The organism is Kitasatospora sp. NPDC059408 (genome assembly GCF_042751525.1).
Taxonomy (GTDB): Bacteria; Actinomycetota; Actinomycetes; order Streptomycetales; family Streptomycetaceae; genus Kitasatospora.
In genome coordinates this window covers 56,062-81,007 of record NZ_JBHYWI010000019.1, presented here as the reverse complement: position 1 = coordinate 81,007, position 24,946 = coordinate 56,062, and the positions used below count along the sequence as shown (strand labels likewise).

Here is a 24,946-nt window from a genome sequence, read left to right as displayed (position 1 = left end):
GATGGCCCGTCTTCTCGATGAACTCGCCGTTCCCGTGATCGCCGCGCCGATGGCGGGCGGGGCGTCCACCCCCGAGCTGGTGGCGGCGGTGAACCGGGCCGGCGGGCTGGGGTTCCTGGCCGCGGGGTACCGGACGGCCGCCGGGACGGCCGAACAGATCGCCGCCGTACGGAAGTCGACCGACCGGGCCTTCGGCGTGAACCTCTTCGTCCCGGCCGCGCCCGGCGGTCCGGCGGCGGTCGCGGCCTACCGGGAGCGGCTGCGGCCGGAGGCCGAGCGGTGGGACGTCCGGCTGCCCGAGGAGACCGGGCCGGACCGGGACGACTGGGAGGCCAAGCTCGACGTGCTGCTGGCCGATCCGGTGGACGTCGTCTCGTACACCTTCGGGCTGCCCACGGCGGCGGAGGCCGCGGCCGTCCGCGCGGCGGGGTCGTTCCAGGTGGGCACCGTCACCACGCCCGAGGAGGCGCGGGCGGCGGAGGCGGTCGGCATGGACGCGCTCTGCGTGCAGGGCCCGGAGGCGGGCGGCCACCGGGGCACCCACCGTGTCGCGGACGATCCGGGAGAGGTTCCGCTGCTCGAACTCCTGGGCAGCGTAGGGACGGTGACCGACCTGCCGCTGATCGCCGCCGGCGGACTCGGCGACGGTCCGTCCATCGCGGCGGCGCTGCGGGCGGGGGCGGTGGCGGTGCAGCTGGGGACGGCGCTGCTGCGCGCGGACGAGTCCGGCGCGTCCCGGGCCCACCGGGCGGCGCTCACCGAACTGCCGGAGACCGTCGTCACCCGCGCCTTCACCGGCCGCCCGGCCCGAGGCCTGCGCAACGCCTTCATCGACCGTTACGGCCCCTACGCCCCGCCCGCCTACCCGGAGGTCCACCACCTCACCAGCCCCCTCCGCGCCGCCGCCACCCGCCGCGCCGACACCCGGTTCATGCACCTCTGGGCAGGCACCGCCCACCGGCTGGCACACCCGGGCCCGGCGGAGCAGCTCGTCGCGGACCTCTGGCGGGCCGCGCGGGGGTAGTGCGTCCGGCGCGCGCCGGACGGGGCGTGTCGTCCCTCGCGGGGGTGGATTGAGCGGGAAAGTGCGCGGTAACGTATAAGGGACAACTTACTGTGGCCACATGTGGGAGATCACACTATTGGCGCCGGTCGAGGAGTGGTACTTGCAGGTCTGCGAGGAGGACCCCAAAGCGGCCGAGAACATCCTTGAGGCCCTGGACCTACTGGCTGACGAGGGGCCGACCCTGGGGCGGCCGGTGGTGGACCGGATCCACCGCAGCCGGTTGCACAACCTCAAGGAGCTGAGGCCGGGGTCCTCGGGTGTCAGTGAGGTGCGGATGCTGTTCGTCTTCGACCAGGAGCGAGAGGCCATCGTTCTGGTGGCGGGCGACAAGTCAGGTCGTTGGTCGGAGTGGTACGACGAGTCGATCCCGTTGGCGGAGAAGCGCTACGCGGATTACGTCGAGGAGCAACGGAACGGAGTGCGCCGATGAAGGGGCGTAGTTGGACCGAGGTGCGGGCCGAGGTCATGAAGCGGTTTCCCGAGCTCGCGACGCCGGAGGCGGAAGCGAGGCGGGCCCGGATCCGCGAGGAATCGCTGGCCCAGATCCGGGGGCATGAGCTGGCCGAGCTGCGCCGCAAGGCCGGGCTCACCCAGAAGCACGTGGCCGAGCTGCTCGGGGTGAGCCAGGCGCGGGTGTCGCAGATTGAGCACGGGCAGGTCGACAGCCTGGACAACCTCCGGGCGTACGCCGCCGCGATCGGTGGCGAGGTCGAGGTCACCGTCCGACAGGGGGAGCGGACGATCAAGGTGGCCTGATCGTCCGCCTGTCCTCGCGGTCAACTCAGCAGGTCGGCCATCCAGGACTCGATGGCCTCCGGTGTCCTCGGGAGGGCGCTGGACATCAGGCGGGCGCCGTCGGGGGTGATGACGAGGTCGTCTTCGATGCGGATGCCCAGGCCGCGGAGTTCCAGGGGGAGGGTCTCGTCGTCGGGTTGGAGGTAGAGGCCGGGTTCGACGGTGAGGACCATGCCCTCCTCCAGGGTGCCGTCGAGGTAGCGGTCGGCGCGGGCCTGGGCGCAGTCGTGGTAGTCGAGGCCGAGCATGTGGCCGCTGCCGCAGAGGGTGTAGCGGCGGTACAGGCCGTTGTCCTCGGCGAGGGCCTGGTCGGCGGGGATGCGCAGGACGCCCCAGTCGGCGAGGCCTTCGGCGATGACCCGCATCGCGGCGCGGTGGAAGTCGCGGAAGCGGGCGCCGGGGCGCAGGGCGGCGATGCCGGCGCTCTGGGCGGCGAGGACGAGGTCGTAGGCCTGGCGCTGGACGGGGGTGAAGGTGCCGCTCAGGGGCAGGGTGCGGGTGATGTCGGCGGAGTACAGGGTGTCGGTCTCGACGCCGGCGTCGAGGAGGAGCAGGGCGTCGGGGTCGAGGGCGCCGTCGTTGCGGATCCAGTGCAGGACGCAGGCGTGGGCGCCGGAGGCGGCGATGGTGGTGTAGGCGGTGCCGTTTCCCTCGGCGCGGGCGCGGAGGTCGAAGACGCCCTCGATCCAGCGTTCGCCGCGCGGGTGGCGCAGGGCGGCGGGCAGGGCGCGGACGACGTCCTCGAACCCCAGGACGGTGTGGTCGACGGCGAGTTGGAGCTGGTCGACCTCCCAGGTGTCCTTGACCAGGCGCAACTCCGAGAGGACGGCGGCCAGTTCGCGGTCGCGGAGGGCGTCGGCGCCGGTCCGCAGGGAGTCGACGAACGGGTCGGTGCCGGCCAGGACGCGGGTCGGCGGCTGCGGTCCGGTGAACAGCTTGGCGAGGTCGTCGAGGTGTTCGGTGCGCAGGCCGGTGAGCGCGGCGGCCTCGGCGAGGTCGGGGCGGCGGCCGACCCAGAACTCGCCGTAGCGGCGGTCGCGGTAGAACTCGGCGCCGTCGCGCGGGGAGCGGGGCCGCAGGTGGAGCACGGGTTCGTGTCCGGTGGGGCCGGCCGGTTCGAGGACGAGGACGTGGTCGGCCTGGTCCTCGCCGGTGAGGCCGGTGAGCCAGGCGTAGGCGCTGTGCGGGCGGAAGCGGTGGTCGAGGTCGTTGCAGCGGACCTTGAGCCGGCCGGCGGGGACGACCAGCCGCTCGCCGGGGAACGCGGCGGAGAGCCGGGCGTGCCGTCCGGGGAGGCGGTCGTGGCCGGGCGCGCGCCGGTCGGCGGGCAGCGGGCTGGGGGCCCACCGCGTGGCCATGAAGGCGTCGAGGGCGGGGGAGACGGGGAGGTCGTGGCTCCCCGTGTTGAGGTCGGTTTGACGGAGGGTCACCGGTGAACTCCTCGACGTGGCACGGGCGGTAGGGCGCCGGGCGGCAGGGAGCCGGACACAGCTCGGTAACGGGCGGCGCAGGCTCTTGTGCAGTGCAATTTCACATTACTATGTTACGGGTCACACAGCGGAGCGGCCAGACCCGGCCCCCACAGCGGAGTTGCAACATGACCAGGCGCACCCACGCCGCGCTCGCGGCAGCCCTCGCGGCGACCCTCACCCTCGGCCTCGGGGCCTGCACGAACGACAAGAGCGACAGCGGCGGTGACAGCCGGGCCGAGAGCACCAGGGCCCCCGGCGCCGCCTCCGGCTCGATCGTCGGCGGCACCCCGGTGAAGGGCGGCACCCTGACCGTCCTCTCGAACCAGGACTTCGCCCACCTCGACCCGGCCCGCAACTGGACCATGCCGAACATGGACTTCGGCATCCGGCTGCTCTACCGCACCCTGGTCACCTTCAAGGCGGAGCCGGGCGCCGCCGGCAGCGAGATCGTCCCCGACCTCGCCACCGACCTCGGCCGCTCCTCGGACGGCGGGAAGACCTGGAGCTTCACCCTCAAGGAGGGCGTCAAGTACGAGGACGGGACGCCGATCAGGTCCGCCGACATCAAGTACAACGTCGAGCGCTCCTTCGCCCCGGACCTCACCGGCGGCCCCGACTACGCGCAGCAGTACCTGGCCGGCGGCGAGAACTACAAGGGCCCGCTGAACGGCGAGCACCTGGCGAGCATCGAGACCCCGGACGACCGGACCGTCGTCTTCCACCTCAAGCGCCCGGTGGCCGAGTTCTCCTACACCGCGACCCTGCCGACGTTCGCGCCCGTGCCGCAGGCCCAGGACAAGGGCACGCAGTACGACCTGCGCCCGTTCTCCTCCGGCCCGTACAAGATCGAGACCTACGACCGCGGCAAGCAGCTGACACTCGTCCGCAACACCGGCTGGGACCCGGCCACCGACCCGGTCCGCAAGGCCTACCCCGACAAGATCGTGGTCGTCCAGGGCCTCAAGGGCGGGCAGGTCGACGACCGGATCATCGCGAGCGAGGGCGCCGACGCCTCGGCGGTCGAGTGGATGAACCTGCGCCCGGAGTCGGTCGCGAAGGTGCTGCCCAAGCCGGACGTGAAGTCCCGGCTGATCGCCGAGCAGCAGGGCTGCACCGACATGCTCTACCCCAACACCTCCAAGGCGCCGTTCGACGACCCGAAGGTGCGCGAGGCGCTGATGTACGCGGTGGACCGGGACGCCCAGGTCACCGCGAACGGCGGCCCGGCGATGGGCGACGTGGCCACCGCCTACCTGCCGCCCGCGATGACCGGCGGCACCAAGGTGGACACGCTGAAGATCGCCCCGACCGGCGACCCGGAGAAGGCCAAGCAGCTGCTCAAGGACGCGGGCAAGACCGACCTCAAGGTCTCGCTGACCGTCTCCTCCGGCGACAAGACCCGGGCCGAGGCGCTCCAGCAGTCGCTGGCCAAGGCCGGGATCCAGGTCACCATCACCACCGCCGACCCGTCCGTCTACTACGACACCATCGGTGACACCAAGAACGCGCCCGACCTCGCCATCCTCGGCTGGTGCCCGGACTACCCGTCCGGCGCGACCTTCCTGCCCATGGTCTTCGACGGCCGCACCATCAAGGAGAAGGGCAACCAGGGCAACGTCGAGCAGTTCCGCGACCAGGCCACCTCGGACCGGATCGACCAGATCAGCGCGATGACCGACGTCGCCGAGGCCAACAAGGCCTGGCTCCAGCTGGGCGACGACCTGATGAAGAAGGCGCCGACCGTGCCGATGCTCTGGCAGCGCCGCCCGCTGCTGGCCGGGACGAACGTGGCCGGCGCCTTCGGGCACCCGGTGTGGACCGGTCAGTGGGACTTCGCCACGATCGGCCTCAAGGACCCCGCCAAGAGCCAGGGCTGAGGGATCGTCCGATGACTGCCACCACTGAGCCCGCCGCCACCGAGCCCGCCACCGCGCGGGCGGGGGCGGCGGGCCCCGCGAAGGCCGCCGGGCGCGGGCCCTGGCGGCTCGTCCGGGACCGGCTGTGGGCCCGCGGTTCGGCCCGGTTCGGCCTGGTCACCGTCGCCGTCCTGGTGCTGCTCGCCGCACTGGCCGGCCCGCTGAGCGCGCTCGGCGGCTGGTCCCCCGACGAGTTCGACAAGCGCGCGATCGACCCGTACCTCGGCGGCCAGCCGGTCGGGGACTTCGGCGGGATCGGCACCCGGCACTGGCTCGGAGTCGAACCGTCGACCGGGCGCGACCTGCTCGCCCGGGTCCTGCACGGCGGCCAGGTCTCGCTGCTGATCGCCTTCACCGCCACCGCCGTGGTCGTGGCCACCGGCACCCTGGCCGGGATCGCCGCCGGCTACTTCGGCGGCCGGACGGACTCGGTGCTCTCCCGGCTGATGGACCTCACGATGTCCTTCCCGTCCCTGATCTTCATGATCGCGATGATGTCGGTGGCCAAGGACGTCAACCGGATCCTGCTGATCACCCTGGTCATCGGCCTGTTCACCTGGCCCGGCATCGCCCGGGTGGTCCGCGGCCAGACGCTCTCGCTCAAGCACCGCGAGTACGTCGAGGCGGCCAAGGTCGGCGGCGCCCGCCCCTGGCGGATCCTCACCCGCGAGATCCTGCCCAACGTCTCCGGCCCGGTCATCGCCTACACGACGCTGCTCGTCCCCGGCATGATCGCGACCGAGGCCGCGCTCAGCTACCTCGGCGTCGGCGTGCGCCCGCCGACCCCCTCCTGGGGCCAGATGATCGCCGAGAGCATCAACTTCTACGAGACCGACCCGACGTACTTCCTGATCCCGACGGCCTTCCTGTTCCTCGCCGTGCTCGCCTTCACCCTGCTCGGCGACGCGCTGCGCGACATCCTGGACCCCCGGGGAGGCCGGTCGTGATCCTCTACCTCGGCCGCCGGCTGCTCGGCGCGGCCGGCATCCTGCTCGCCATCACCGCCATCACCTTCACCATCTTCTACCTGCTGCCCAGCGACCCGGCCGCGGCGGCCTGCGGCAAGACCTGCAGCCCCGAGCGGCTCGCCGACGTCAAGGCCGCGATGGGCCTGGACCGGCCGGTCTGGGAGCAGTTCGCCGGCTACCTGACCGGCATCTTCGCCGGCCGCGACTACGGCAGCGGCCCCAGCGCCGTGCACTGCGGCTTCCCGTGCCTCGGCTACTCCTACGAGTACTCGCTGCCGGTCTGGGACCTGCTCACCGACCGGCTGCCGGTCTCCGTCTCGCTGGCGCTCGGCGCGGCCGTGCTCTGGCTGGCCCTCGGCCTCGGCACGGGCGTCACCTCGGCGCTGCGCAAGGACACGGCCGTCGACCGCACGCTGATGGTGTTCTCGGTCGGCGCCGCGTCGCTGCCGGTCTACTTCACCTCGATCATGCTGATCTGGGGTGTCGTCAGGACGGCCGGGCTGCTGCCCTACCCGGCGTACCACAAGTTCACCGACGGCCCGGTGTCGTGGGCCTCCAACCTGCTCCTGCCGTGGATCGCGCTCGCCCTGCTGTACGCGGCCATGTACGCCCGGCAGAGCCGCAACTCGATGATCGAGGCGATGGCGGAACCGTACATCCGCACCGCCCGCGCCAAGGGGCTACCGGGACGCACCGTCACCGTCAAGCACGGGCTGCGCTCCGGGATGACGCCGATCCTGACCATCTTCGGCATGGACCTCGGCGGGCTGCTGGCCGGCGCCGTCATCACCGAGTCCATCTTCGGACTGCCCGGCGTCGGACGGCTCTTCTACGACGCGCTGGTCCGCTCCGACCAGCCGGTCATCCTCGGCGTCACCCTGCTCGCGGCCTCCTTCATCGTCGCGGCGAACCTGCTGGTCGACCTGCTCTACGCGTTCGTCGACCCGAGAGTGAGGTACTGATGGCCGCTCTTCTGGAAGTCGACGACCTCGGGGTCTCGTTCGACACCCCGCGCGGCACCGTCCGGGCCGTCGACGGCATCTCCTTCACCGTCGACGCCGGGCGCACGCTCGGCCTGGTCGGCGAGTCCGGCAGCGGCAAGTCCGTCACCTCGCTCGCCGTCATGGGCCTGCACCGCGGCGCCGCCGTCACCGGCTCGATCCGGCTGGAGGGGAGGGAGCTGAACGGGCTCGGCGAACGGGAGCTGGGCACCGTCCGGGGCCGGCGGATCGCGATGATCTTCCAGGACCCGCTGTCCAGCCTGCACCCCTTCTACACCGTCGGCGAGCAGATCGCCGAGCACTACCGGGTGCACTTCCGGGCGGGCCGCCGGGCCGGCCGGCAGCGCGCCGTCGAGATGCTCGCCGAGGTCGGCATCCCCGAACCGGCTCGCCGCGTCGACGAGTACCCGCACCAGTTCTCCGGCGGCATGCGCCAGCGCGTCATGATCGCCATGGCGCTCGCCTGCGAACCCGACCTGCTGATCGCCGACGAGCCCACCACCGCGCTCGACGTCACCGTGCAGGCGCAGATCCTCGACCTGATCGCCCGGATCCAGCAGGAGCGCGGCCTCGGCGTCGTCATGATCACCCACGACCTCGGCGTCGTCGCCCGGGTCGCCCACGAGGTGCTCGTCATGTACGGCGGACGGGCCGCCGAACAGGCCCCGGTGGACCGGCTGTTCGGCGCCCCCGCGCACCCCTACACCCGCGGCCTGCTCGACTCGCTGCCCCGCCTCGACGACACCGACGACGCCCCGCTGCGGGCCATCCCCGGCAGCCCGCCGTCGCTGATCACCCCCGCCCCCGGCTGCTCCTTCGCACCGCGCTGCGCCCGCACCACCGCCGCGACCGTCGAGGAGCACGCCCGCTGCCTGGCCGAGCGCCCCGAATTCGGCCCGCTCGGCCCCGGCCACCAGGCCGCCTGCCACCTGCCGCTGGTGCCGGAAGGGGTCCTGTGATGGCTCGATCGACGGGTGAAACCCTGCTCTCCGTACGGGACCTGGTGAAGACCTTCCCGGGGCGCCGCAGTCGCACCGGGCGTCCGGGCGCGCCGATCCGGGCCGTCGACGGGGTGTCCTTCGACGTCGGCCGGGGCGAGACCCTGGGCCTGGTCGGCGAGTCCGGCTGCGGCAAGTCCACCACCGGGCGGATGATCGTCCGGCTGCTCGACCCGACCGCCGGCACCGTCACCTTCGACGGCACCGAGATCGGCGGCCTGTCCCAGTCCCGACTGCGCCCGCACCGGCGGCACTTGCAGATGGTCTTCCAGGACCCGTACTCCTCGCTCAACCCCCGGCAGACGGTGGCCCGGATCATCTCCGAGCCGCTGCTGGTCCAGGGGTCGGGCGCAGCCGAGGCGCGGAAGCGGGCCGGCGAGCTGATGGAGCTGGTCGGGCTGATCCCCGAGCACCTCGACCGCTACCCGCACGAGTTCTCCGGCGGCCAGGCGCAGCGCATCGGCATCGCCCGGTCGCTGGCCACCTCACCGAAGCTGGTGATCGCCGACGAGCCGGTGTCCGCGCTCGACGTGTCGATCCAGGCGCAGGTCGTCAACCTGATGGAGGAGTTGCAGCGCGAGCTGGGCCTCGCCTACGTGTTCATCGCGCACGACCTCTCGGTGGTCAAGCGGGTCTGCGACCGCGTCGCGGTGATGTACCTGGGCCGGATCGTCGAGATCGGCGACAAGGCCGAGGTGTACGGCAACCCGGCGCACCCGTACACGAAGGCGCTGCTGTCGGCCGTGCCGCTGCCCGATCCGGCGGCGGAGCGGGCGCGCGAGCGGATCGTCCTGGCGGGCGACCCGCCGAGCCCGGCGAACCCGCCGTCCGGCTGCACGTTCCACCCGCGCTGCCCGAAGGCGCAGGAGGTGTGCCGCACGGAGCGGCCGCTGCTGAAGCTCGCCGGTCCGGGCGGCCGGGAGGCGGCCTGCCACTTCCCGGAGGCCTGACCGGCCCCAGACCCCCGGTCGGGCGCGGTGGGGAACCACACGAGGACCGCGCCCGACCGGGTTCCAGCCGTTCGTTCACCCGGTCATTCGGTCAGGGGCGGCAGCCGGCGCGGGCCCGGCCCCTCGGCGGCCAGTTCGTCGCCGGGGTTGAGCACCCGGCAGCGGCGCAGCGACACGCAGCCGCAGCCGATGCAGCCGGTCAGCTCCGACTCCAGCCGTTCCAGCTCGGCGCGCCGGGCGCGCAGGTGCTCGGCCCACCTGGCCGAGATGCGTTCCCAGTCGCGCTTGCCGGGCATCCGGTCCTCGGGCAGCGCGGCGAAGACCTCGGCCACCTCGGCCAGCGGGATGCCCAGCCGCTTGGCGACCAGGACGAGGGAGAGCCGGCGCAGCACGTGCCGGCGGTAGCGGCGCTGGTTGCCGGTGGTGCGTTCGGAGGAGATCAGGCCCTGCTCCTCGTAGAAGCGCACCGCCGAGGTGGCGATCCCGGCCCGCCGGGCCACCTCCCCGACGCTCAGCAGATCGACCGGTCCGGTGTCCACGGCGGCCCTCCGGGTGCTCGTTGACTTCAAGTCCTCTTGAAGATCCAGCGTACCGGACGTGATCGAACCGGTCGCGGAGCAGCGTGCCGCGGACCGTGCCGATCAGGGAGGTTGCGCATCGGAACGGTTGCCGTCCGGGCCCCCGGCGGGCCGGCGTGAACTGCTTCCCGGGCTTTCCCGAGCCGTCAGCCGGTGGTGTACTCCACGGCCGTGGTGACCACCGCGAGCACGCCGTACACCGTCGCGAGCGTGGTCCGGCCGGTGGCGTACAGGGCCAGCGCGCCGGCACCGAGGACCACCAGCTTGAGGACGATCTCGGCGGCGAGCGGCAGCCGGAACTTCGGACCGCCCGCGGCCAGGAACAGGCCCCAGACGGTCGCCGCCAGGGCGGGCGCGCCGATCCCGAGGAGCAGCCTGGTGCCCAGGGCGGCGCCGGTCTTGAAGCCCCAGTAGCAGAGCGCCGCGAGCAGCGCGAGCTCCAGCCCGAAGGCGACTCCGCCGTTGACCGCGGTCAGCGGCGTCCACTGGCGCTGGTTGACCGGGCCCGGTCTCCGGATCTTCATCTCGTCCACTCTCCCCGTTTCGCCGTCCGGCACGACCGGCGCCCAAACCGGGTGCCGGTCATGCCGGAGTGTGGCAGCACGGCCGGGCCAACTCAATGGATCACGCTCAATGGATCACGCTCAATGGATCACGCCGCGGATCACCCCAAGGTCTCCCGGAGGAAGACGAGTTCGGCCTGGGTGACCTGCTCGCCCACGCCGCCGGGCGTCATGTGCGTGACGCCGGGCAGCGGCAGGACGCGGTGCGGGCGGCCGGCCCTGGTCAGCGCGCGGGAGAGCCGCAGGGTGTGCGAGGGGTGGACGTTGTCGTCGGCCAGCCCGTGGACCAGCAGCAGCGGGCGGGTCAGCGCGGGGGCGTCGCCGATCAGGCAGTCGTCGGCGTAGCCCTCCGGGTTGTCCTGCGGCAGGCCGAGGTAGCGCTCGGTGTACGCGGTGTCGTACTCCCGGAAGTCGGTGGGCGGGGCGCCCGCGGCGGCGGCGTGGAAGACGTCGGGGCGGCGCAGGACGGCGAGTGCGGCGAAGTACCCGCCGTACGACCAGCCGCGCACGCCGACCCGGCCGAGGTCGAGGTCGGGGTGGCGCTCGGCGAGGGCGTGCAGCGCGGCCACCTGGTCGTCGAGCGCCACCTGGGAGAAGCGGCGGAAGATCGCCCGGGTGAAGGCGGGGGAGACGAACGGGGTGCCCCGGTTGTCGGTGGTGACGACGGCGAAGCCCTGGTCGGCCCACCACTGGCGGAGCTGCCAGCGGCGCGGCTCGCTCGCGACGGCCTGGAAGCCGGGGCCGCCGTAGACGTCGAGGAGGACGGGCAGCCGGCGGCCGGGGACGTGGTCGCGCGGGTACACCACGGCGGTGGGCAGGGCGAGTTCGGTGACGCGCGCGAAGTGCGGGCGGACGCGGAACGGGAGGGCCGCGCTCAGGTCGGCGAGCGGGAGCTCGCGGCCGTCGGGCCGGCGCAGCGTGCGGCGGACGCCGTCGGGGGTGGCGGAGGTGAGCAGCAGGGTGCCGGCGGCGGCGAGGGCGGAGTGGACGCCGGGGCCGTCGCTGAGCCGCTCGGGCGGGCCGCCGTCGGGGTCGACGAGGTGGACGTGCTGGTCGGCCGGGTCGCCGTCGGTGGTCTCGCAGAGCAGCCGGCCGTGCAGCGTGCCGGTCACCCGGCGGACCTGGAGGCCGGTGGTGTCGAGCGGCTTGCCGTCGAGGGCGAGGCCGCGGGCGTCCGGGGTGTCGTGGGCGGTGAGGAGACGGCCGCCGGGGAGCCGGGCCGGGGTGCCGGGCAGGTCGTCGACCCAGAACTCGTCGGTGGTGCGCGAGAGTTCGCGGGTCTCGCCGGTGGCCGGGTCGGCGGTGAGCAGCAGGACGTTCTGCTGGAGCCGGTCGGCGACGGTCAGCAGGAGCTCGTCGTCCGAGGCCCAGGAGGCGTCGCAGACGTACGGGAATGCGGCGGCGTCCCAGCGGAGCCGGACGCGACTGCGGTCGGCCTCCCGGGTGCCGAGGACCCACAGCTGGACGTCGGCGTTCGGGCCGCCTGCCTGTGGGTAGGCGAAGTCCTCGGCGGGCAGGCCCGGTTGGGCGGGGTCGGCGAAGTACCGCCGGGGCAGGGCGGATTCGTCCACCCGGGCGGCGAGCAGGGCGCCGCCGTCCGGGCGCCACCAGTGGCCGCGGTGGCGGCCGAGTTCCTCGGCGGCGGCGAACTCGGCGACGCCCCAGCGGGCGCCGTCGGCGGGGGAGAGGGGAGTGAGGTCCGGGTGGACGTACAGGGCGTCGTCGGCGACGTACGCGACGCGTTCGCCGGTGGCGTCCGGGCGGGGGTCGAACGCGGGCCATGCGGTGGGGAGTTCGGTGCCCACGCCGGTGGCGGTGTCGACGCGGAAGAGCCGGCCGTCGAGGGTGAACACGGCGACGGCGAGGTCGGCGGTGGCCGCGTACGTGCCGATGCCGGGGGCGGCCAGCCTGGTCCGTTCGCGCAGCCGGCGCTCGACGGCGGGCAGGTCGTCGCGGTGGCCGGTGCGGCCGGGGGCGAGGGCGGCGGGATCGGCGACGAGGCGCTCGGTGCCGAGCGGGGTGCCGGCCGCGGTGCCGGCCGCGGCGCCGGACCCGGTGTCGAGTGTGGTGTCGAGCAGGTGGAGGCGCTCGACCGGGTCGTCCGGACCGGTCGAGCGGAGCAGCAGCAGCCGGGTGCCGTCCTCGCTGAGCGTGGTCGCGCGCGGGGCACCGAAGGTGAACCGGCCGGTTCGGGCGCTGAGGGTGAGGAAGGGGTCCGTGATGGTCATCGCCCGATGGTGGCCGGACGGCGCCTTGCCGGACCAGGGGTACGTCATGTGAAATGTCACACAACACCAGCAGGAGGAGAGTGCCGTGACCGAGGACCTGCCGACCGTCGAACCCCCCGAGCCCCTGGACGGGACCGACGGGCTGTTCGGCCTCTCGACGGATGCCGCGCACCTGAACCACGGCTCGTACGGTGCGGTGCCCCTGCCCGTCCAGCGGGTGCAGGACCGGCTGCGCACCGAGCACGAGCTCGACCCGGACGACTTCTTCGCCGACCTGCCCGCCCGGATCGGCGCCGCCCGCCGCCGGATCGCCGCCGAGCTGGGCGCCGACCCCGACCGCCTCGCGCTGGTCACCAACGTCACCGAGGCGGTCGCGATCGCGCTGGACACCGTCCCGCTCGCGCCCGGCGACCGCGTCCTCGTCACCGACCACGGCTACGGCGCCGTCACCAGGGCGGCTGCCCGGCGGGCCGCCGAGGCCGGCGCCGAGCTCGTCACCGCCGAGCTGCCCCTCGACGCCCCGGACGAGCACGCCGTCCGGGAGGCGGTGCTGGCGGCCGTCGACGGGCGCACCCGCCTCGCCGTCCTCGACCTGGTCACCTCGCCCACCGCCCGCGTCGTGGCCGGCCCCGAGCTGCTCGCCGAGCTGCGCCGGCGCGGCGTGACCACCGTCGTGGACGGCGCCCACGCGCCCGGCATGCTGCCCGCGCCGGTCGACGGAGCCGCCGACTTCTGGTGCGGCAACCTGCACAAGTGGGCCTTCGCCCCGCGCGCCACCGCCGTCCTCTCAGTCCGCCCGGAGTGGACGGACCGGGTGCGCCCGCTCGCCCTCTCGTGGGAGCACGACCGGGGCTTCCCGGCCAACGTCGAGTGGCGCGGCACCTGCGACTACACGCCCTGGCTGGCCGCCCCGGCCGGGTTCGACCTGCTGCGGGAACTCGGCACCGGGCGCGTCGCCGCGCACAACGCCGGGCTCGCCGCGTACGGCCTGCGGGTGCTCGCCGAGCGGGCCGGGCTGACGCCGCTGCCCGCGCCACCCTGGGCGTGGATGCGCACCGTCCGGTTGCCCGCCGGGTGGGCCGAGACCGAACCCGACGCGCGGGCGGTGATGGCGGCGGTGCGGGAGCGCCTCGCGACCCGGGTCGCCGTCCGCCCGTGGGCCGGCGGCGGGGTGCTGCGGGTGAGCGCGCAGGTGTACAACCGGCCGCACGAGTACGAGCGGCTGGCGGACGGGCTGGCCGAGCTGCTCAAGGGCTGACGCTGCTCAAGGGCGGAGCCGTCCGGGGCCCGAGTCATTCGGCGCTCGCGCGCAGCTCGGCGAGGAGCAGGTTCTGGTCGGCGAGCAGCCCGGTGAGGATCCGCCGGGCCGAGCGGAGCAGGTCGGCGACGTCGCCCCCGGCGAGCGCGTACACCACCGTGCTGCCCTCCCGGGTCGCGGTGACGATGCCGGACCGGCGCAGTACGGCGAGCTGCTGCGACAGGCTGGAGGGTTCGACCTCCAGCGCCGCGAGCAGGTCGCGCACGGGCGTCGGTCCGGCCTGGAGGAGTTCGAGGACCCGGATCCGCACGGGGTGGCCGAGCATCCGGAAGAACTCGGCCTTGGCCTGGTAGAGGGCTACCGGCACGAGATCCCCCCTTCCCTGGTGTCGGTGCGCTCAGATCTCCAGGGCGAGTTCGATCCGCTTGAGCTGGTGGCGGGCCATCGCGAGGTTGGAGCGGTTGCGGTTGAGCGCGAGGAAGAGGAACAGCCCGCGGCCGGTGGGCGTCGTGATCGGCCGGACCATGTGGTACTGGTTCGTGAGGCTGATCAGGATGTCCTCGATCTCGTTGTCGTGCAGGTTGAGCATCTCCATCGCCCGCATCTTGGCGCGGACGACGTCGGTGTTCCCGGCGGCGGCGACGTTGAGGTCCAGCTCGCCGCCGTCGCCGAGGCTGCCGAGCGCCATGCCGCTGCCGTAGTCGACGAGGGCCACGCCGATCGCCCCGTCGATCGACATCGCGTCCTTGAGGGACGTCTCCAGGTTCGCCATCTCGGTGTCCTCCCGTGTGTCCGGCCGTCTCCCCGGCCGCGGATCCGGCCGTGCGTCCGGTGCGTGTGTTCGGTGCGGTCGAAGGTAGGGAGGACGGGCCGCTCTCCACCGGGATTGACCGGAGTCGTCCGAAGCTGGCCCGGATCAGATCACTTGAAGACATTTGCAACTATGGATCTGAGGGAGAACTGATCCGGTCCCGGAAAAAACGGTGCTATCGATGTCAGTCCACCCGGGTAACCTCTCGCTGAGATGCGAGATCACACCAACCCCACCCGGACGGCGATGAACACCCCTGAGCCCGAGCCCCACGACGACCGGGAGCTCAGCCCCGCCGAGGCGTACGCGGCCAGCCGTCGCCGGGCCGTGGAGCAGGCGACGGCCCTCCACGGCTTCCAGCAGCTGTACGACTTCCCGCTGGACGACTTCCAGGTCGAGGCCTGCCGGGCCCTGGAGGCGGGCGAGGGCGTCCTCGTCGCCGCCCCCACGGGCTCCGGGAAGACGATCGTCGGCGAGTTCGCCGTGCACCTGGCCCTGGCCGGCGGCCGCAAGTGCTTCTACACGACGCCGATCAAGGCGCTCTCCAACCAGAAGTACGGCGACCTGGTCAAGCGCTACGGCGCCGCCAAGGTCGGCCTGCTCACCGGCGACAACAGCGTCAACGGCGACGCCCCCGTGGTGGTCATGACCACCGAGGTGCTGCGCAACATGCTCTACGCGGGCTCCAGCACCCTCGACGGCCTCGGCTACGTCGTCATGGACGAGGTCCACTACCTCGCCGACCGCTTCCGCGGCGCCGTCTGGGAGGAGGTCATCATCCACCTCCCCGAGTCGGTCACCCTCGTCTCGCTCTCCGCGACCGTCTCCAACGCCGAGGAGTTCGGCGACTGGCTGGACACCGTCCGCGGCGGCACCCGGGTGATCGTCTCCGAGCACCGGCCGGTCCCGCTGTGGCAGCACGTGATGGCCGGCAACCGGATGTACGACCTGTTCGCCAGCCCGGACCGCGACGGGCGCCCCAAGCACAGCCTCAAGAACCCCGGCAAGGCGGTCAACCCCGAGCTCGTCCGGCTCGCCCGCTCGGAGCTCGACCGCAATCCGCGCGACCGCTTCGGCCGCGGCCGGGGCCGCTCCATGCCCAACGGCCGCCCCGGCCGGGTCTGGACGCCGGGCCGCGTCGACGTCATCGACCGGCTCGACGCCGAGGGCCTGCTGCCCGCGATCACCTTCATCTTCAGCCGGGCCGGCTGCGAGGCCGCCGTCCAGCAGTGCCTCAGCTCCGGGCTGCGGCTCAACAAGGACTCCGACCGAGCCCTGGTGCGATCCATCGTCGAGGAGCGCTGCGCCGACATCCCCGACGAGGACCTGCACGTCCTCGGCTACTTCGAGTGGCTGGACGGGCTGGAGCGCGGCATCGCCGCCCACCACGCCGGGATGCTGCCCCGGTTCAAGGAGGTCGTCGAGGAGCTGTTCGTGAAGGGCCTGGTCAAGGCCGTCTTCGCGACCGAGACCCTCGCGCTCGGCATCAACATGCCCGCCCGCTCGGTGGTCATGGAGAAGCTCGTCAAGTGGAACGGCGAGACCCACGCCGACATCACCCCCGGCGAGTACACCCAGCTCACCGGCCGCGCCGGGCGCCGCGGCATCGACGTCGAGGGCCACGCCGTCGTGCTCTGGCAGCGCGGCCTCGACCCGGAGGCGCTCGCCGGCCTGGCCGGCACCCGCACCTACCCGCTCAAGTCCTCGTTCCGGCCGTCCTACAACATGGCCGTCAACCTGGTCTCCCAGTTCGGCCGGCACCGCTCGCGCGAGCTGCTGGAGACGTCCTTCGCGCAGTTCCAGGCGGACCGCTCGGTCGTCGGCATCGCCCGCCAGGTGCAGCGCAACGAGGAGGGGCTGGACGGCTACCGCGCGTCGATGACCTGCCACCTCGGCGACTTCGACGAGTACATGGAGCTGCGTCGCAGCCTCAAGGACCGCGAGAACGAGCTCGCCCGCGAGGGCACCAGCCAGCGCCGCGCCGCCGCCGCCGAGTCCATCGAGCAGCTCAAGCCGGGCGACGTCATCCACGTGCCCACCGGCAAGTTCGCCGGCCTCGCCCTGGTCCTCGACCCGGGCCTGCCGCCGGTCGACCGCTCCGGCCGCGGCGGGTCGCGCCACCCGGACTTCCAGGACGGGCCGCGCCCGGTCGTGCTCACCGCCGAGCGGCAGGTCAAGCGGCTCGCCATGATCGACTTCCCGCACCCGGTCGTCGCGATCGAGCGGGTGCGCATCCCCAAGTCCTTCAACCCCCGCAGCCCGCAGTCCCGGCGCGACCTCGCCTCCGCGCTGCGCACCAAGGCCGGCCACCTGGAGCCCGAGCGCTTCCGGCGCGGGCGCGCCGCCGCCGCGGACGACCCCGAGATCACCCGGCTGCGCACCGTCCTGCGCCAGCACCCCTGCCACGGCTGCGACGAGCGCGAGGACCACGCGCGCTGGGCCGAGCGCTACCACCGGCTGCACCGCGACACCGAGCTGCTGGAGCGCAAGATGCGCTCCCGCACGCACACCATCGCCCGCACCTTCGACCGCGTCTGCGCGCTGCTCACCGACCTCGGGTACCTGAGCGGCGACACCGTCACCGACGACGGCAAGCGGCTCGGCCGGCTCTACGGCGAGCTCGACCTGCTCGCCTCCGAGTGCATCCGCGAGGGCGTCTGGAGCGGCCTGGCCGCCGCCGAACTCGCCGCCTGCGCCTCGGCGCTGGTGTACGAGTCGCGCCAGGCCGACGACGCCGGCGCCCCCCGGGTGCCGGAGGGCGCGGCCAAGGAGGCGCTCGGCAAGATGGTCCGCATCTGGGGCCACCTCGACGCCCTGGAGGAGCAGCACCGGATCAACACCGCCGAGGGCGTCGGCCAGCGCGAACCCGACCTGGGCTTCGCCTGGGTCGCCTACCGCTGGGCGCTCGGCCACAACCTCGACCAGGTGCTGCGCGACGCCGACATGCCGGCCGGCGACTTCGTCCGCTGGACCAAGCAGCTGATCGACGTCCTCGGCCAGATCCAGGACGCCGCCGGCGAGGACGCCGACCTGCGCAAGACCGCCCGCAAGGCCGTCGACGGCCTCCGCCGCGGCATCATCGCCTACTCCTCGGTGGGCTGAGGTCCCGCAAGGCGCCGAACAGGAAAGCCGCACGGGCTCCGGCCCGTGCGGCTTTCCCATGTCCGGGACCCGGCGGTTCAGCGGGTCGTGGCGAGGGCTTCCAGGAGGCGGTCCAGGGAGGTGCCGAGGCCCCAGCGGGTGGAGAGTTCTTCGAGGGTCATGGGGTCGAGGGGCTCGTGGGGGCGGACCGGGTCGAAGAGGGGGAGGGGGGCGTCGTCGGCCACGCGGACGACCTTCGGGGCGACATCGAGGTAGGCCGCGCCCTCGACGATGTTGCGGCGGCGGGCGGGGGTGAGCCTGGAGGCGACGTCGAGGGCGGCGGCGCGGATGGCGGGGAGGTCGCCGTACTCGTTGATGAGCTGGGCGGCGGTCTTCTCGCCGATGCCCTTGACGCCCGGCAGGCCGTCGGACGGGTCGCCGCGCAGGGCGGCCATGTCGGCGTACTGGGCGCCGCGCACGCCGTACTTCTCCAGGAGCAGCGCGTCGTCCGTCACCTGCAGGTTGCCCATGCCCTTGACGGGGTAGAGGACGGTGATCTCGCGGGCGTCGTCGACGAGTTGGAACAGGTCGCGGTCGCCGGTGACGATCTGCACCGGGCCGGTGGCCCGGGCGGTGAGGGTGCCGATGACGTCGTCCGCCTCGTAGCCGGGGGAGCCGACGCGGGCGATGCCGAGCGCGTCCAGCACCTGCTCGATCACCGGGACCTGCGGGGCGAGGGTGTCGGGCACCTCCTCCTCGCCGTCCTCGGCGGCCTCGGCGACGCGGTGGGTCTTGTACGAGGGCACGAGGTCCACCCGCCACTGCGGGCGCCAGTCGGCGTCCATGCAGGCGACCAGCTGGTCGGGGCGGTGGTCGTGGACCAGCCGGGCGATGAAGTCCAGCAGGCCGCGGACGGCGTTGACCGGCTCACCCTGCGGCGAGCGCAGGGTGTCCGGTACGCCGAAGTAGGCCCGGAAGTACAGGCTGGCGGAGTCGAGCAGCATCAGTCGCGGTGCGGTCACGCCTCAGATCATGCCGTACGGGGCCGACGGACCGCCGGTTCCGGCGGTACGCCGGTCGTCAGTGCTCGTGCGGTCCGGCGCGGTGCACCGGGCCGTGCGCGTCGGCGCAGTGCTCGGCGGACCGGTCGCCCGGGGTGGCGATCTGCAGCAGCGCGCCCGCCTCGTCCTCGCCGACGTGGTCGACCTGGAGCGTGCTGTGGGTGATCCCGTACTCGCCGGCGAGCCGGCGTTGGAGCTCGCGCCGCACGGCGTGGCAGTCCCCGCCGGGGGTGACCAGGATGTGCGCGGACAGGGCGGGCTGGCCGGAGGTGATCTCCCAGATGTGCAGGTCGTGGATCTCCTCGACCAGCGGCTCGGTGACCAGCCGGTCGGCGACGGCGTCCGGGTCGATGCCGGCCGGGGCGGCCTCCAGGAAGATCCGTCCGGAGTCCCGGACCAGGCTGATGCCCGCCTTGAGCATCAGGACGACGACGATCAGCGAGGCGATCGCGTCGGCCCGGGCGAAGCCGGTGGTCAGGACGACGAGGCCGGCGACGGCGGTGGCGATGAACGCGTACAGGTCGGTGAGGACGTGCTGGAAGGCGCCCTCGACGTTGAGCGAGCTGCGGTTGGCCTTCGACATGCACCAGGCGGCCGCGAGGTTGACGACGATGCCGATCAGCGCGGTGACCAGGACCAGCGAGCCGGTGACGGCCGGGGGTTCGATCAGCCGGGTGACCGCCTCGTAGCCCAGCCACGCGGACAGGACCAGCAGGGTGACGCCGTTGGCCTGCGCGGAGAGGATCTCGGCGCGCTTGAGCCCGTAGGTGTAGCCGCCGCGGGCCGGGCGGGCGGCGAGCCGCATCGCGATCAGCGCGAGGACGATCGAGGCGGCGTCGGTGAGCATGTGCGCGGCGTCGGAGATCAGGGCCAGCGACTGCGCGGCGAAGCCGACCACGACCTCGCCGGCCATGAAGACGACGATCAGGGCGAGGGCGCTGACCAGCCATCGGCGGTCGGCGTCGGCGGAGACGCCGTGCGAATGGCCGCCGTGCCCGTGGCCGTGCGCGTGCCCGCCGTGGCCGTGTCCGCGGCCGCCGTGGTCGTGGTCATGCGCATGATCATCGTGGGGGTGCTCGTGCCCGGCCATCGAAGTCCTCTCTGGACGCACGGGTGGGAAGGGGGCGCGGCGCGATCGCCCCGCACCGGAAGTGAACCGCAGAATCGACAAAGATCCAAAGGCTGTACTGGTGACCGTTGTCGTTCCCGTTGGACCCTCCCCCGAACGGCCTTCGCATTGCCCGTGGCATAGGCCTTGGTCAATCCGAGTGGGCATGTCACTCGGCCGAGTGAACGCGGCTTGCACCCCGCCGCGCGGGTCCGCGACGATCATGCCCCGTGAAGATCGCTACCGCGGGGCCCGTTCGCTGGCTCGTCGAACTCGAAGCAACCGCAGAGGAATTGATGAATCGCCATCTCTCCTCGGCGCGCGAGTGGTTCCCGCACCAGTACGTCCCGTGGAGCCTCGGCCGGGACTTCGACGGCCCGCTCGGCGGGGAGCCCTGGCACCCCGAGCAGTCCGCGATCGGCCCCGCCGTGCGCTCGGCCCTCGTCGTCAACCTCCTCACCGAGGACAACCTGCCCGGCTACCACTGGATCATCGGCGACCGGACCACCAGGGACGGCGCCTGGGGCGCGTGGCTGCACCAGTGGACGGCCGAGGAGGACCGCCACGCCGCCGCACTCCGCGCCTACCTGCACGCCACCCGCGCCGTCGACCCGGTCGCCCTGGAGCGCGCCCGGATGGCGCACCTGCGCACCGGCACCCTCCCGGAGCCCGAGGGCGCGCTCGGCCTGATCGCGTACGCCGCCGTCCAGGAGCTCGCCACCCGGGTGAGCCACCGCAACACCGGCCGGCTCAGCGGCGACCCGGTGTGCGACCGGCTGCTCGCCCGCATCGCCCAGGACGAGAACCTGCACATGGTCTTCTACCGCGAGCTCCTGCGCGCCGCCGCCGAACTCGACGCCGACCGGGTGCTCGTCACGCTCGACGAGACGATCCGCGGCTTCGCGATGCCCGGCCAGGGCATGCCGGGCTTCGGCCGGATGGCCGCCGAGATCGCCGTCGCCGGCGTGTACGACCCGCGGGTGCACCACGACGAGGTGCTCGTCCCGCTGCTGCGCGCGCTCAAGGTCCTCGACCGGGGCGGGCTCGGCCCCGCCGGCGAGCAGGCCCGCGAGCGCATCGCCGAGCACCTCGAAGGCCTCGACGCCCGGGCCGCCCGCTTCGTCGAGCGCCGCGCCCAGGCCCTGGCCGTCCGCGCCCGCCGGGCCGAGGGCGCCTGAACCCCACCGCTCCACGAGCCCCACCGCTCCACGAGCCCGACCGCCCAGCCCGGCCGACCAGACAGGACCCGCATGACCACCGCCATCACGACCGCAGGCACCAGCGCCGAGGACATCGCCTTCCACTACGACCTCGGCAACGACTTCTACGCCCTCTGGCTCGACGAGACCCTCGCCTACACCGCCGCCAAGTGGGACGGCATCCCGCGCGACGAGCCCTACGCCACCGCGCTGCCCCGCGCCCAGCGGGCCAAGCTCGACCACCACCTCGACCTGGTCGGCGCCGGGCCGGGTGACGGCCTGCGGATCCTCGACGTCGGCTGCGGCTGGGGCGCGATGCTGGCGCACGCGAGCCGCGGCGACCGGGTCGGCGAGGCCGTCGGCCTCACCATCTCGCCCGCCCAGTACGCGTTCCTCGCCGCCCGCGCCCTGCCCGGCGTCGAAGCCCGGCTGGAGAGCTGGGAGGACCACGCACCGGAGCGCCCGTACGACGCGATCGTCTCGATGGGCGCTTTCGAGCACTTCGCCACCGCCGGCATGACGCGCGCCGAGCGGCTCGGCGTGTACGCCCGCTACTTCGAGTCCTGCCACCGCTGGCTGCGCCCCGGCGGCCGGATGTCGCTGCAGTCGATCGGCTACGACGGCGTGGCGGACGGCACCGGACCGCTGGGCGAGTTCGTCGGCAGCGACATCTTCCCGAACTGCACGCTGCCCCGGCTGAGCGAGATCGCCGCCGCCTGCGACCCGTACTTCTCGGTCGTGGTCCTCGCCGCCTCCGCCGAGGACTACGCGCGCACGCTGGCCGCCTGGTCGGCCCGGCTGCTGAAGGCGCGCGAGGCGGCCGAGCGGCTGGTCGGGGCGGACGGGTACCGCCGCTACCGCCGCTACCTGCGCGGCAGCGAAGTGACGTTCCTGCGCGGCGCCGCCACGCTCTACCGGATCGGCCTCCGGCGGCGTGACGAGCCGCTGCGGCTCCCGGTCTGAGGCCGGGGTGACTTCCGGACGGAGGGCCTGGGCGGCGGTCGCGGTGGTCTGCGCCGCGCTGTTCCTGCTCGGCCTCGACTTCACCGTGCTCAACGTCGCCATCCCCGGCCTGCGCGCCGACCTCGGCCCCACGCTCGCCGAGACGCAGTGGATCGTCGACGGCTACGCGCTCGCGCTCGGCGGCTGCGTCCTGGCCGCCGGTGCGCTCGGCGACCGGTACGGCAGGCGGCGGGCCTTCCTCGCCGGGCTCGCGCTCTGCGGGCTGGCCTCGGTGGCCGGCGCCACCGGTCACGGCGCGGCCCAACTCGTCGCCGCCCGGTGCGGGATGGGGCTCGGTGCGGCGCTGTTCATGCCCGCCACCCTCTCCACCGTCGTGCACGTCCTGCCCGAACCGGCCGCCCGGCGGCGGGCGATCGGCATCTGGGCGGCGGTGGCCGGGGTCGGCGCGGTGTTCGGCCCGGTCGCGGGCGGTCTGCTGGTCCAGCGGTACGGCTGGCAGGCGGCCTTCTGGCTGAACGTCCCGGTGATCGCCGTGATCGGCGCGGCGGCGCTCGCCGTCCTGCCCGAGTCCCGCGCGCCCGAGGCGCGGCCGCTCGACCGGCCCGGCGCGCTGCTGTCCTGCGCCGGCCTGCTCGCGCTGGTGTGGGGCGTGATCGAGGCCCCGGGCCGGGGCTGGACCAGCGCCGGCGTGCTGACGGCCTTCGCCGTCGCGGTGCTGCTGATCGCCGCCTTCGTCCGGCGTCAACTCCGGTGCGCCGAACCGATGGTGCCGGTCCGGCTGCTGCGCGGCGGGCCGGTCTGGCCGGCCACGCTGTCGCTCGCGCTGATGTCCTTCGCCATGTTCGGCGCGATGTTCCTGCTCACGCTCCACCTCCAGCAGGTCCGCGGCCTGTCCGCGTGGCAGGCCGGGGTGCGGATGGTCCCGCTCTCCCTCGGACTCGCCACCGGTGCGCTCCTCGGGCCCGTGCTGGCACGGCGGTCGGGTGCCCGGGTGCCGTGCGCCGGCGGCCTGGCGCTGATCGCGGCCGGGTTCGTCCAGCTGGGCGGGCTGACCGTCGGCTCCGGGGACGCCCCGGTGCTGCTGTTCGAGGGCCTCGCCGGCGTCGGCGCAGGGTTGCTCGCGCCGGTCGCGACCGAGCTGGTGATGAGCGCCGTCCCGGAGGGCGCGGCCGGGGTCGGCTCGGCCCTCAACGACGCCACCCGGCAGGTCGGTTCGACCCTCGGGGTGGCCGTGCTGGGCTCCGTCCTGGCCACCGCGCTCGAACGGGCCCGCCCGGCGGATCCGGCCGCCTTCGCCCTGGCGTTCACCGACGGCCTCGGCACCGCGGCCGCGGTCGGCGGTGCCGTCGCCCTGCTCGCCGCCGTCCTCGCCTGGCGCCGCCTGCCGGGGCTCGACCGGCCCGCCGTCCGCGACCTCGATTCTTCGACAACCATGTCCTGAAGGGAAGTCCACCCATGTCCTCGACCTACGAGACCCTCCGCTCCTGCCTCGTCGACGAGTTCGACGTCGTGCCCGCCCGCGTCGCCCCCGACGCCACCCTGGCCTCGCTCGACCTCGACAGCCTCGCCCTGGTCGAGCTCTCGCTGCTCGTCGAGGAGCGGATCGGCGTCACCGTCGCCGACATCACCCCCGACCGCACCCTCGGCGAGCTCGCCGCCCACGCGGACGCCACCCTCGCCGCGGAGGGCGTCAGTTGAGCACCCGTGCGGTGGCCGTCACCGGGCTCGGGCTGGTCACCCCGGCCGGCAGCGGCGCGGCGGCGGTCTGGGAGCGCTTCCTGGACGCCGGACCTACCGCCCGGCCGGATCCCGAACTCGCGGGCCTCGCCGTCGACTTCTCCTGCCGACTGGACGGCTTCGACCCGCCGGCCCTGCTGGGCGGCCGGCTCGCCCGGCGGCTCGACCGCTTCTGCCAGATGGCCGTGGTCGCCGCCCGGCAGGCGGTGGCCGACGCCGGACTCGACCCGGCGGAGTGGGACGGCACGCGGGTGGGCGCCGTCCTCGGCGTCAGCGCGAACAGCTCGCACACGTACGCCGTCGAGTACGCCCGCCTCGCCGAGGGCCGCGCCGACCGGATCTCGCCGCTGATGCTGCCGCGCAGCATCCCCAACATGGCCGCCGGGGAGGTCGCCCTCGACCTCGGCGTGCTCGGCCCGAGCCTGGTCACCAGCACCGCGTGCGCCTCGGGCACCACCGCGCTCGCGCTCGCCTGCGACCTCATCCGCTCCGGCACCTGCGACCTCGTCCTCGCCGGCGGCACCGACAGCGCCCGCACCGCGATGACGGCCGCCGCCTTCGACCGGCTCGGCGCGCTGTCGCGCCGCCGCCACGACCCGGCCGGCGCCTCCCGCCCGTTCGACGCCGACCGGGACGGCTTCGTGCTCGCCGAGGGCGCGGGCGTCCTCGTCCTCGAACGCCTCGGCCACGCCCGGGCCCGCGGGGTGCGCCCGCGCGCCCTCCTCGCCGGGCACGGCGCCTCCAGCGACGCCCACCACTTCACGGCCCCGCACCCCGGCGGCGACGGCCTCGCCCGCGCCGTGCGGGCCGCCCTCGCCGACGCCGGGCTGGCGCCGTACGAGATCGGGCACGTCAACGCGCACGGCACCGGCACCCCGCTCAACGACCCGGCCGAGGCGGCCGCCCTGCGGCAGGTGTTCCACCGGCCGCCGCCGGTGACCGCCAACAAGAGCGTCATCGGCCACACGATGGGCGCGGCCGGGGCGATCGAGGCGGCGGTCGCCGTCCTGTCCCTCCAGCACCGGCTCGTCCCGCCCACCGCCAACCTCGACCGGCTCGACGACGCCGTCGACCTCGACGTCGTCACCAAGGCGCCGCGCCCGCTGGCCGTCCCCACCGCCCTGTCCGTCTCCAGCGGCTTCGGCGGCCAGAACGCCGCCGTCGTGCTCACCGCCGCCTGAACCCGGAGCCCC

Annotated in this window: 23 protein-coding genes; 15 read left to right on the top strand and 8 right to left on the bottom strand. The window is 73.7% G+C overall.

The annotated features are described in order from the left end of the window. Position 1 precedes the first annotated feature (1 nt). The 3 genes from ACFXDE_RS15255 (at position 2) to ACFXDE_RS15245 (ending at position 1,822) form a co-directional block, all read left to right on the top strand. Positions 2-1,024: a nitronate monooxygenase gene (locus ACFXDE_RS15255; protein WP_380494368.1), complete on the top strand. Its 1,023-nt coding sequence runs from the start codon at positions 2-4 to the stop codon at positions 1,022-1,024. Between the two features lie 100 nt (positions 1,025-1,124). Next, positions 1,125-1,496, top strand: coding sequence for a type II toxin-antitoxin system RelE/ParE family toxin (locus ACFXDE_RS15250; RefSeq protein WP_380494366.1), 372 nt, complete (start codon positions 1,125-1,127; stop codon positions 1,494-1,496). Beyond that, positions 1,493-1,822: a helix-turn-helix domain-containing protein gene (locus tag ACFXDE_RS15245; protein ID WP_380494364.1), complete on the top strand. Its 330-nt coding sequence runs from the start codon at positions 1,493-1,495 to the stop codon at positions 1,820-1,822. The genes ACFXDE_RS15250 and ACFXDE_RS15245 overlap by 4 nt, the downstream gene beginning before the upstream one ends. A 20-nt stretch (positions 1,823-1,842) precedes the next feature. Here ACFXDE_RS15245 and ACFXDE_RS15240 read toward each other — a convergent pair whose 3' ends face one another. Further along, positions 1,843-3,291 carry an aminopeptidase P family protein gene (locus ACFXDE_RS15240; RefSeq protein WP_380494362.1) on the bottom strand — a complete coding sequence of 483 codons (1,449 nt, stop codon included), beginning with the start codon at positions 3,289-3,291 and terminating at the stop codon, positions 1,843-1,845. A 167-nt stretch (positions 3,292-3,458) separates the two neighbouring features. On the opposite strand from ACFXDE_RS15240, the gene ACFXDE_RS15235 reads away from it, so the two are divergent. The 5 genes from ACFXDE_RS15235 to ACFXDE_RS15215 are packed head-to-tail and all read left to right on the top strand — an operon-like array spanning position 3,459 to position 9,166. After that, positions 3,459-5,210, top strand: coding sequence for an ABC transporter substrate-binding protein (locus ACFXDE_RS15235; protein ID WP_380494360.1), 1,752 nt, complete (start codon positions 3,459-3,461; stop codon positions 5,208-5,210). An 11-nt stretch (positions 5,211-5,221) separates the two neighbouring features. After that, entirely contained in the window at positions 5,222-6,196 is a 975-nt protein-coding gene (locus ACFXDE_RS15230) for an ABC transporter permease (RefSeq protein WP_380494358.1), read from the top strand. Next, positions 6,193-7,179, top strand: coding sequence for an ABC transporter permease (locus tag ACFXDE_RS15225; RefSeq protein ID WP_380494356.1), 987 nt, complete (start codon positions 6,193-6,195; stop codon positions 7,177-7,179). Before ACFXDE_RS15230 ends, ACFXDE_RS15225 begins: the two co-directional genes overlap by 4 nt. Then, positions 7,179-8,177, top strand: a complete 999-nt coding sequence (locus tag ACFXDE_RS15220) for an ABC transporter ATP-binding protein (protein WP_380494354.1) — start codon at positions 7,179-7,181, stop codon at positions 8,175-8,177. The genes ACFXDE_RS15225 and ACFXDE_RS15220 overlap by 1 nt, the downstream gene beginning before the upstream one ends. Beyond that, complete coding sequence (locus tag ACFXDE_RS15215; protein WP_380494352.1) at positions 8,177-9,166, top strand: ABC transporter ATP-binding protein; 990 nt, start codon at positions 8,177-8,179, stop codon at positions 9,164-9,166. Before ACFXDE_RS15220 ends, ACFXDE_RS15215 begins: the two co-directional genes overlap by 1 nt. Before the next feature lie 83 nt (positions 9,167-9,249). On the opposite strand, the gene soxR is transcribed toward ACFXDE_RS15215, so the two are convergent. The 3 genes from soxR to ACFXDE_RS15200 all read right to left on the bottom strand — a co-directional run bounded on the left by soxR (position 9,250) and on the right by ACFXDE_RS15200 (position 12,535). Further along, on the bottom strand, positions 9,250-9,705 hold the full coding sequence (gene soxR / locus ACFXDE_RS15210) for a redox-sensitive transcriptional activator SoxR (RefSeq protein ID WP_380444345.1): 456 nt from the start codon (positions 9,703-9,705) through the stop codon (positions 9,250-9,252). A gap of 185 nt (positions 9,706-9,890) precedes the next feature. Continuing rightward, complete coding sequence (locus ACFXDE_RS15205) at positions 9,891-10,268, bottom strand: YrdB family protein (protein WP_380494351.1); 378 nt, start codon at positions 10,266-10,268, stop codon at positions 9,891-9,893. 140 nt (positions 10,269-10,408) lie between these two features. After that, positions 10,409-12,535, bottom strand: a complete 2,127-nt coding sequence (locus ACFXDE_RS15200; RefSeq protein WP_380494349.1) for a prolyl oligopeptidase family serine peptidase — start codon at positions 12,533-12,535, stop codon at positions 10,409-10,411. An 85-nt stretch (positions 12,536-12,620) separates the two neighbouring features. On the opposite strand from ACFXDE_RS15200, the gene ACFXDE_RS15195 reads away from it, so the two are divergent. Further along, positions 12,621-13,793, top strand: a complete 1,173-nt coding sequence (locus tag ACFXDE_RS15195) for an aminotransferase class V-fold PLP-dependent enzyme (protein ID WP_380494347.1) — start codon at positions 12,621-12,623, stop codon at positions 13,791-13,793. Between the two features lie 34 nt (positions 13,794-13,827). Here the strand turns inward: ACFXDE_RS15195 and ACFXDE_RS15190 are convergent, their stop codons facing one another. Together ACFXDE_RS15190 and ACFXDE_RS15185 are read right to left on the bottom strand one after the other, a co-directional pair. Then, the gene (locus ACFXDE_RS15190) at positions 13,828-14,160 is read right to left on the bottom strand and encodes an ArsR/SmtB family transcription factor (protein ID WP_380444338.1); all 333 of its coding nucleotides are present in this window, start codon (positions 14,158-14,160) and stop codon (positions 13,828-13,830) included. Between the two features lie 30 nt (positions 14,161-14,190). Then, positions 14,191-14,565 (bottom strand): hypothetical protein, encoded by a 375-nt coding sequence (locus tag ACFXDE_RS15185; protein WP_380444337.1) that lies wholly within the window; start codon positions 14,563-14,565, stop codon positions 14,191-14,193. Positions 14,566-14,850: 285 nt separating this feature from the next. Between ACFXDE_RS15185 and ACFXDE_RS15180 the strand changes: the two genes are divergently transcribed. Continuing rightward, positions 14,851-17,706, top strand: a complete 2,856-nt coding sequence (locus tag ACFXDE_RS15180; protein ID WP_380444400.1) for a DEAD/DEAH box helicase — start codon at positions 14,851-14,853, stop codon at positions 17,704-17,706. Between the two features lie 77 nt (positions 17,707-17,783). Here the strand turns inward: ACFXDE_RS15180 and ACFXDE_RS15175 are convergent, their stop codons facing one another. Then, the gene (locus tag ACFXDE_RS15175; protein WP_380494444.1) at positions 17,784-18,689 is read right to left on the bottom strand and encodes a 5'-3' exonuclease H3TH domain-containing protein; all 906 of its coding nucleotides are present in this window, start codon (positions 18,687-18,689) and stop codon (positions 17,784-17,786) included. Positions 18,690-18,765: 76 nt separating this feature from the next. Continuing rightward, complete coding sequence (locus ACFXDE_RS15170) at positions 18,766-19,836, bottom strand: cation diffusion facilitator family transporter (protein WP_380494344.1); 1,071 nt, start codon at positions 19,834-19,836, stop codon at positions 18,766-18,768. A gap of 248 nt (positions 19,837-20,084) precedes the next feature. Here ACFXDE_RS15170 and ACFXDE_RS15165 point away from each other — a divergent pair, with 248 nt between their 5' ends. The 5 genes from ACFXDE_RS15165 (at position 20,085) to ACFXDE_RS15145 (ending at position 24,934) form a co-directional block, all read left to right on the top strand. Continuing rightward, a complete protein-coding gene (locus ACFXDE_RS15165) occupies positions 20,085-21,032 on the top strand; it encodes an acyl-ACP desaturase (RefSeq protein ID WP_380494342.1) in 948 nt (315 codons plus the stop codon). A gap of 72 nt (positions 21,033-21,104) precedes the next feature. Beyond that, positions 21,105-22,016: a class I SAM-dependent methyltransferase gene (locus ACFXDE_RS15160; protein ID WP_380494340.1), complete on the top strand. Its 912-nt coding sequence runs from the start codon at positions 21,105-21,107 to the stop codon at positions 22,014-22,016. Between the two features lie 7 nt (positions 22,017-22,023). Continuing rightward, positions 22,024-23,457, top strand: coding sequence for an MFS transporter (locus ACFXDE_RS15155; RefSeq protein ID WP_380494338.1), 1,434 nt, complete (start codon positions 22,024-22,026; stop codon positions 23,455-23,457). 14 nt (positions 23,458-23,471) lie between these two features. Beyond that, the gene (locus ACFXDE_RS15150) at positions 23,472-23,714 is read left to right on the top strand and encodes an acyl carrier protein (protein ID WP_380494336.1); all 243 of its coding nucleotides are present in this window, start codon (positions 23,472-23,474) and stop codon (positions 23,712-23,714) included. After that, positions 23,711-24,934, top strand: a complete 1,224-nt coding sequence (locus ACFXDE_RS15145) for a beta-ketoacyl-[acyl-carrier-protein] synthase family protein (RefSeq protein ID WP_380444325.1) — start codon at positions 23,711-23,713, stop codon at positions 24,932-24,934. Before ACFXDE_RS15150 ends, ACFXDE_RS15145 begins: the two co-directional genes overlap by 4 nt. Positions 24,935-24,946: the final 12 nt, after the last annotated feature.

Bases quoted from the DNA above. Each gene is read 5' to 3' on its own strand.
- ACFXDE_RS15170 (WP_380494344.1), bottom strand. From the start codon at position 19,836: ATGGCCGGGCACGAGCACCCCCACGATGATCATGCGCATGACCACGAC.
- ACFXDE_RS15230 (WP_380494358.1), top strand. From the start codon at position 5,222: ATGACTGCCACCACTGAGCCCGCCGCCACCGAGCCCGCCACCGCGCGG.
- ACFXDE_RS15215 (WP_380494352.1), top strand. From the start codon at position 8,177: ATGGCTCGATCGACGGGTGAAACCCTGCTCTCCGTACGGGACCTGGTG.
- ACFXDE_RS15160 (WP_380494340.1), top strand. From the start codon at position 21,105: ATGACCACCGCCATCACGACCGCAGGCACCAGCGCCGAGGACATCGCC.
- ACFXDE_RS15175 (WP_380494444.1), bottom strand. From the start codon at position 18,689: ATGCTGCTCGACTCCGCCAGCCTGTACTTCCGGGCCTACTTCGGCGTA.
- ACFXDE_RS15180 (WP_380444400.1), top strand. From the start codon at position 14,851: ATGAACACCCCTGAGCCCGAGCCCCACGACGACCGGGAGCTCAGCCCC.
- ACFXDE_RS15245 (WP_380494364.1), top strand. From the start codon at position 1,493: ATGAAGGGGCGTAGTTGGACCGAGGTGCGGGCCGAGGTCATGAAGCGG.
- ACFXDE_RS15235 (WP_380494360.1), top strand. From the start codon at position 3,459: ATGACCAGGCGCACCCACGCCGCGCTCGCGGCAGCCCTCGCGGCGACC.
- ACFXDE_RS15150 (WP_380494336.1), top strand. From the start codon at position 23,472: ATGTCCTCGACCTACGAGACCCTCCGCTCCTGCCTCGTCGACGAGTTC.
- ACFXDE_RS15205 (WP_380494351.1), bottom strand. From the start codon at position 10,268: ATGAAGATCCGGAGACCGGGCCCGGTCAACCAGCGCCAGTGGACGCCG.
- ACFXDE_RS15200 (WP_380494349.1), bottom strand. From the start codon at position 12,535: ATGACCATCACGGACCCCTTCCTCACCCTCAGCGCCCGAACCGGCCGG.
- ACFXDE_RS15255 (WP_380494368.1), top strand. From the start codon at position 2: ATGGCCCGTCTTCTCGATGAACTCGCCGTTCCCGTGATCGCCGCGCCG.
- ACFXDE_RS15250 (WP_380494366.1), top strand. From the start codon at position 1,125: ATGTGGGAGATCACACTATTGGCGCCGGTCGAGGAGTGGTACTTGCAG.
- ACFXDE_RS15220 (WP_380494354.1), top strand. From the start codon at position 7,179: ATGGCCGCTCTTCTGGAAGTCGACGACCTCGGGGTCTCGTTCGACACC.
- ACFXDE_RS15185 (WP_380444337.1), bottom strand. From the start codon at position 14,565: ATGGCGAACCTGGAGACGTCCCTCAAGGACGCGATGTCGATCGACGGG.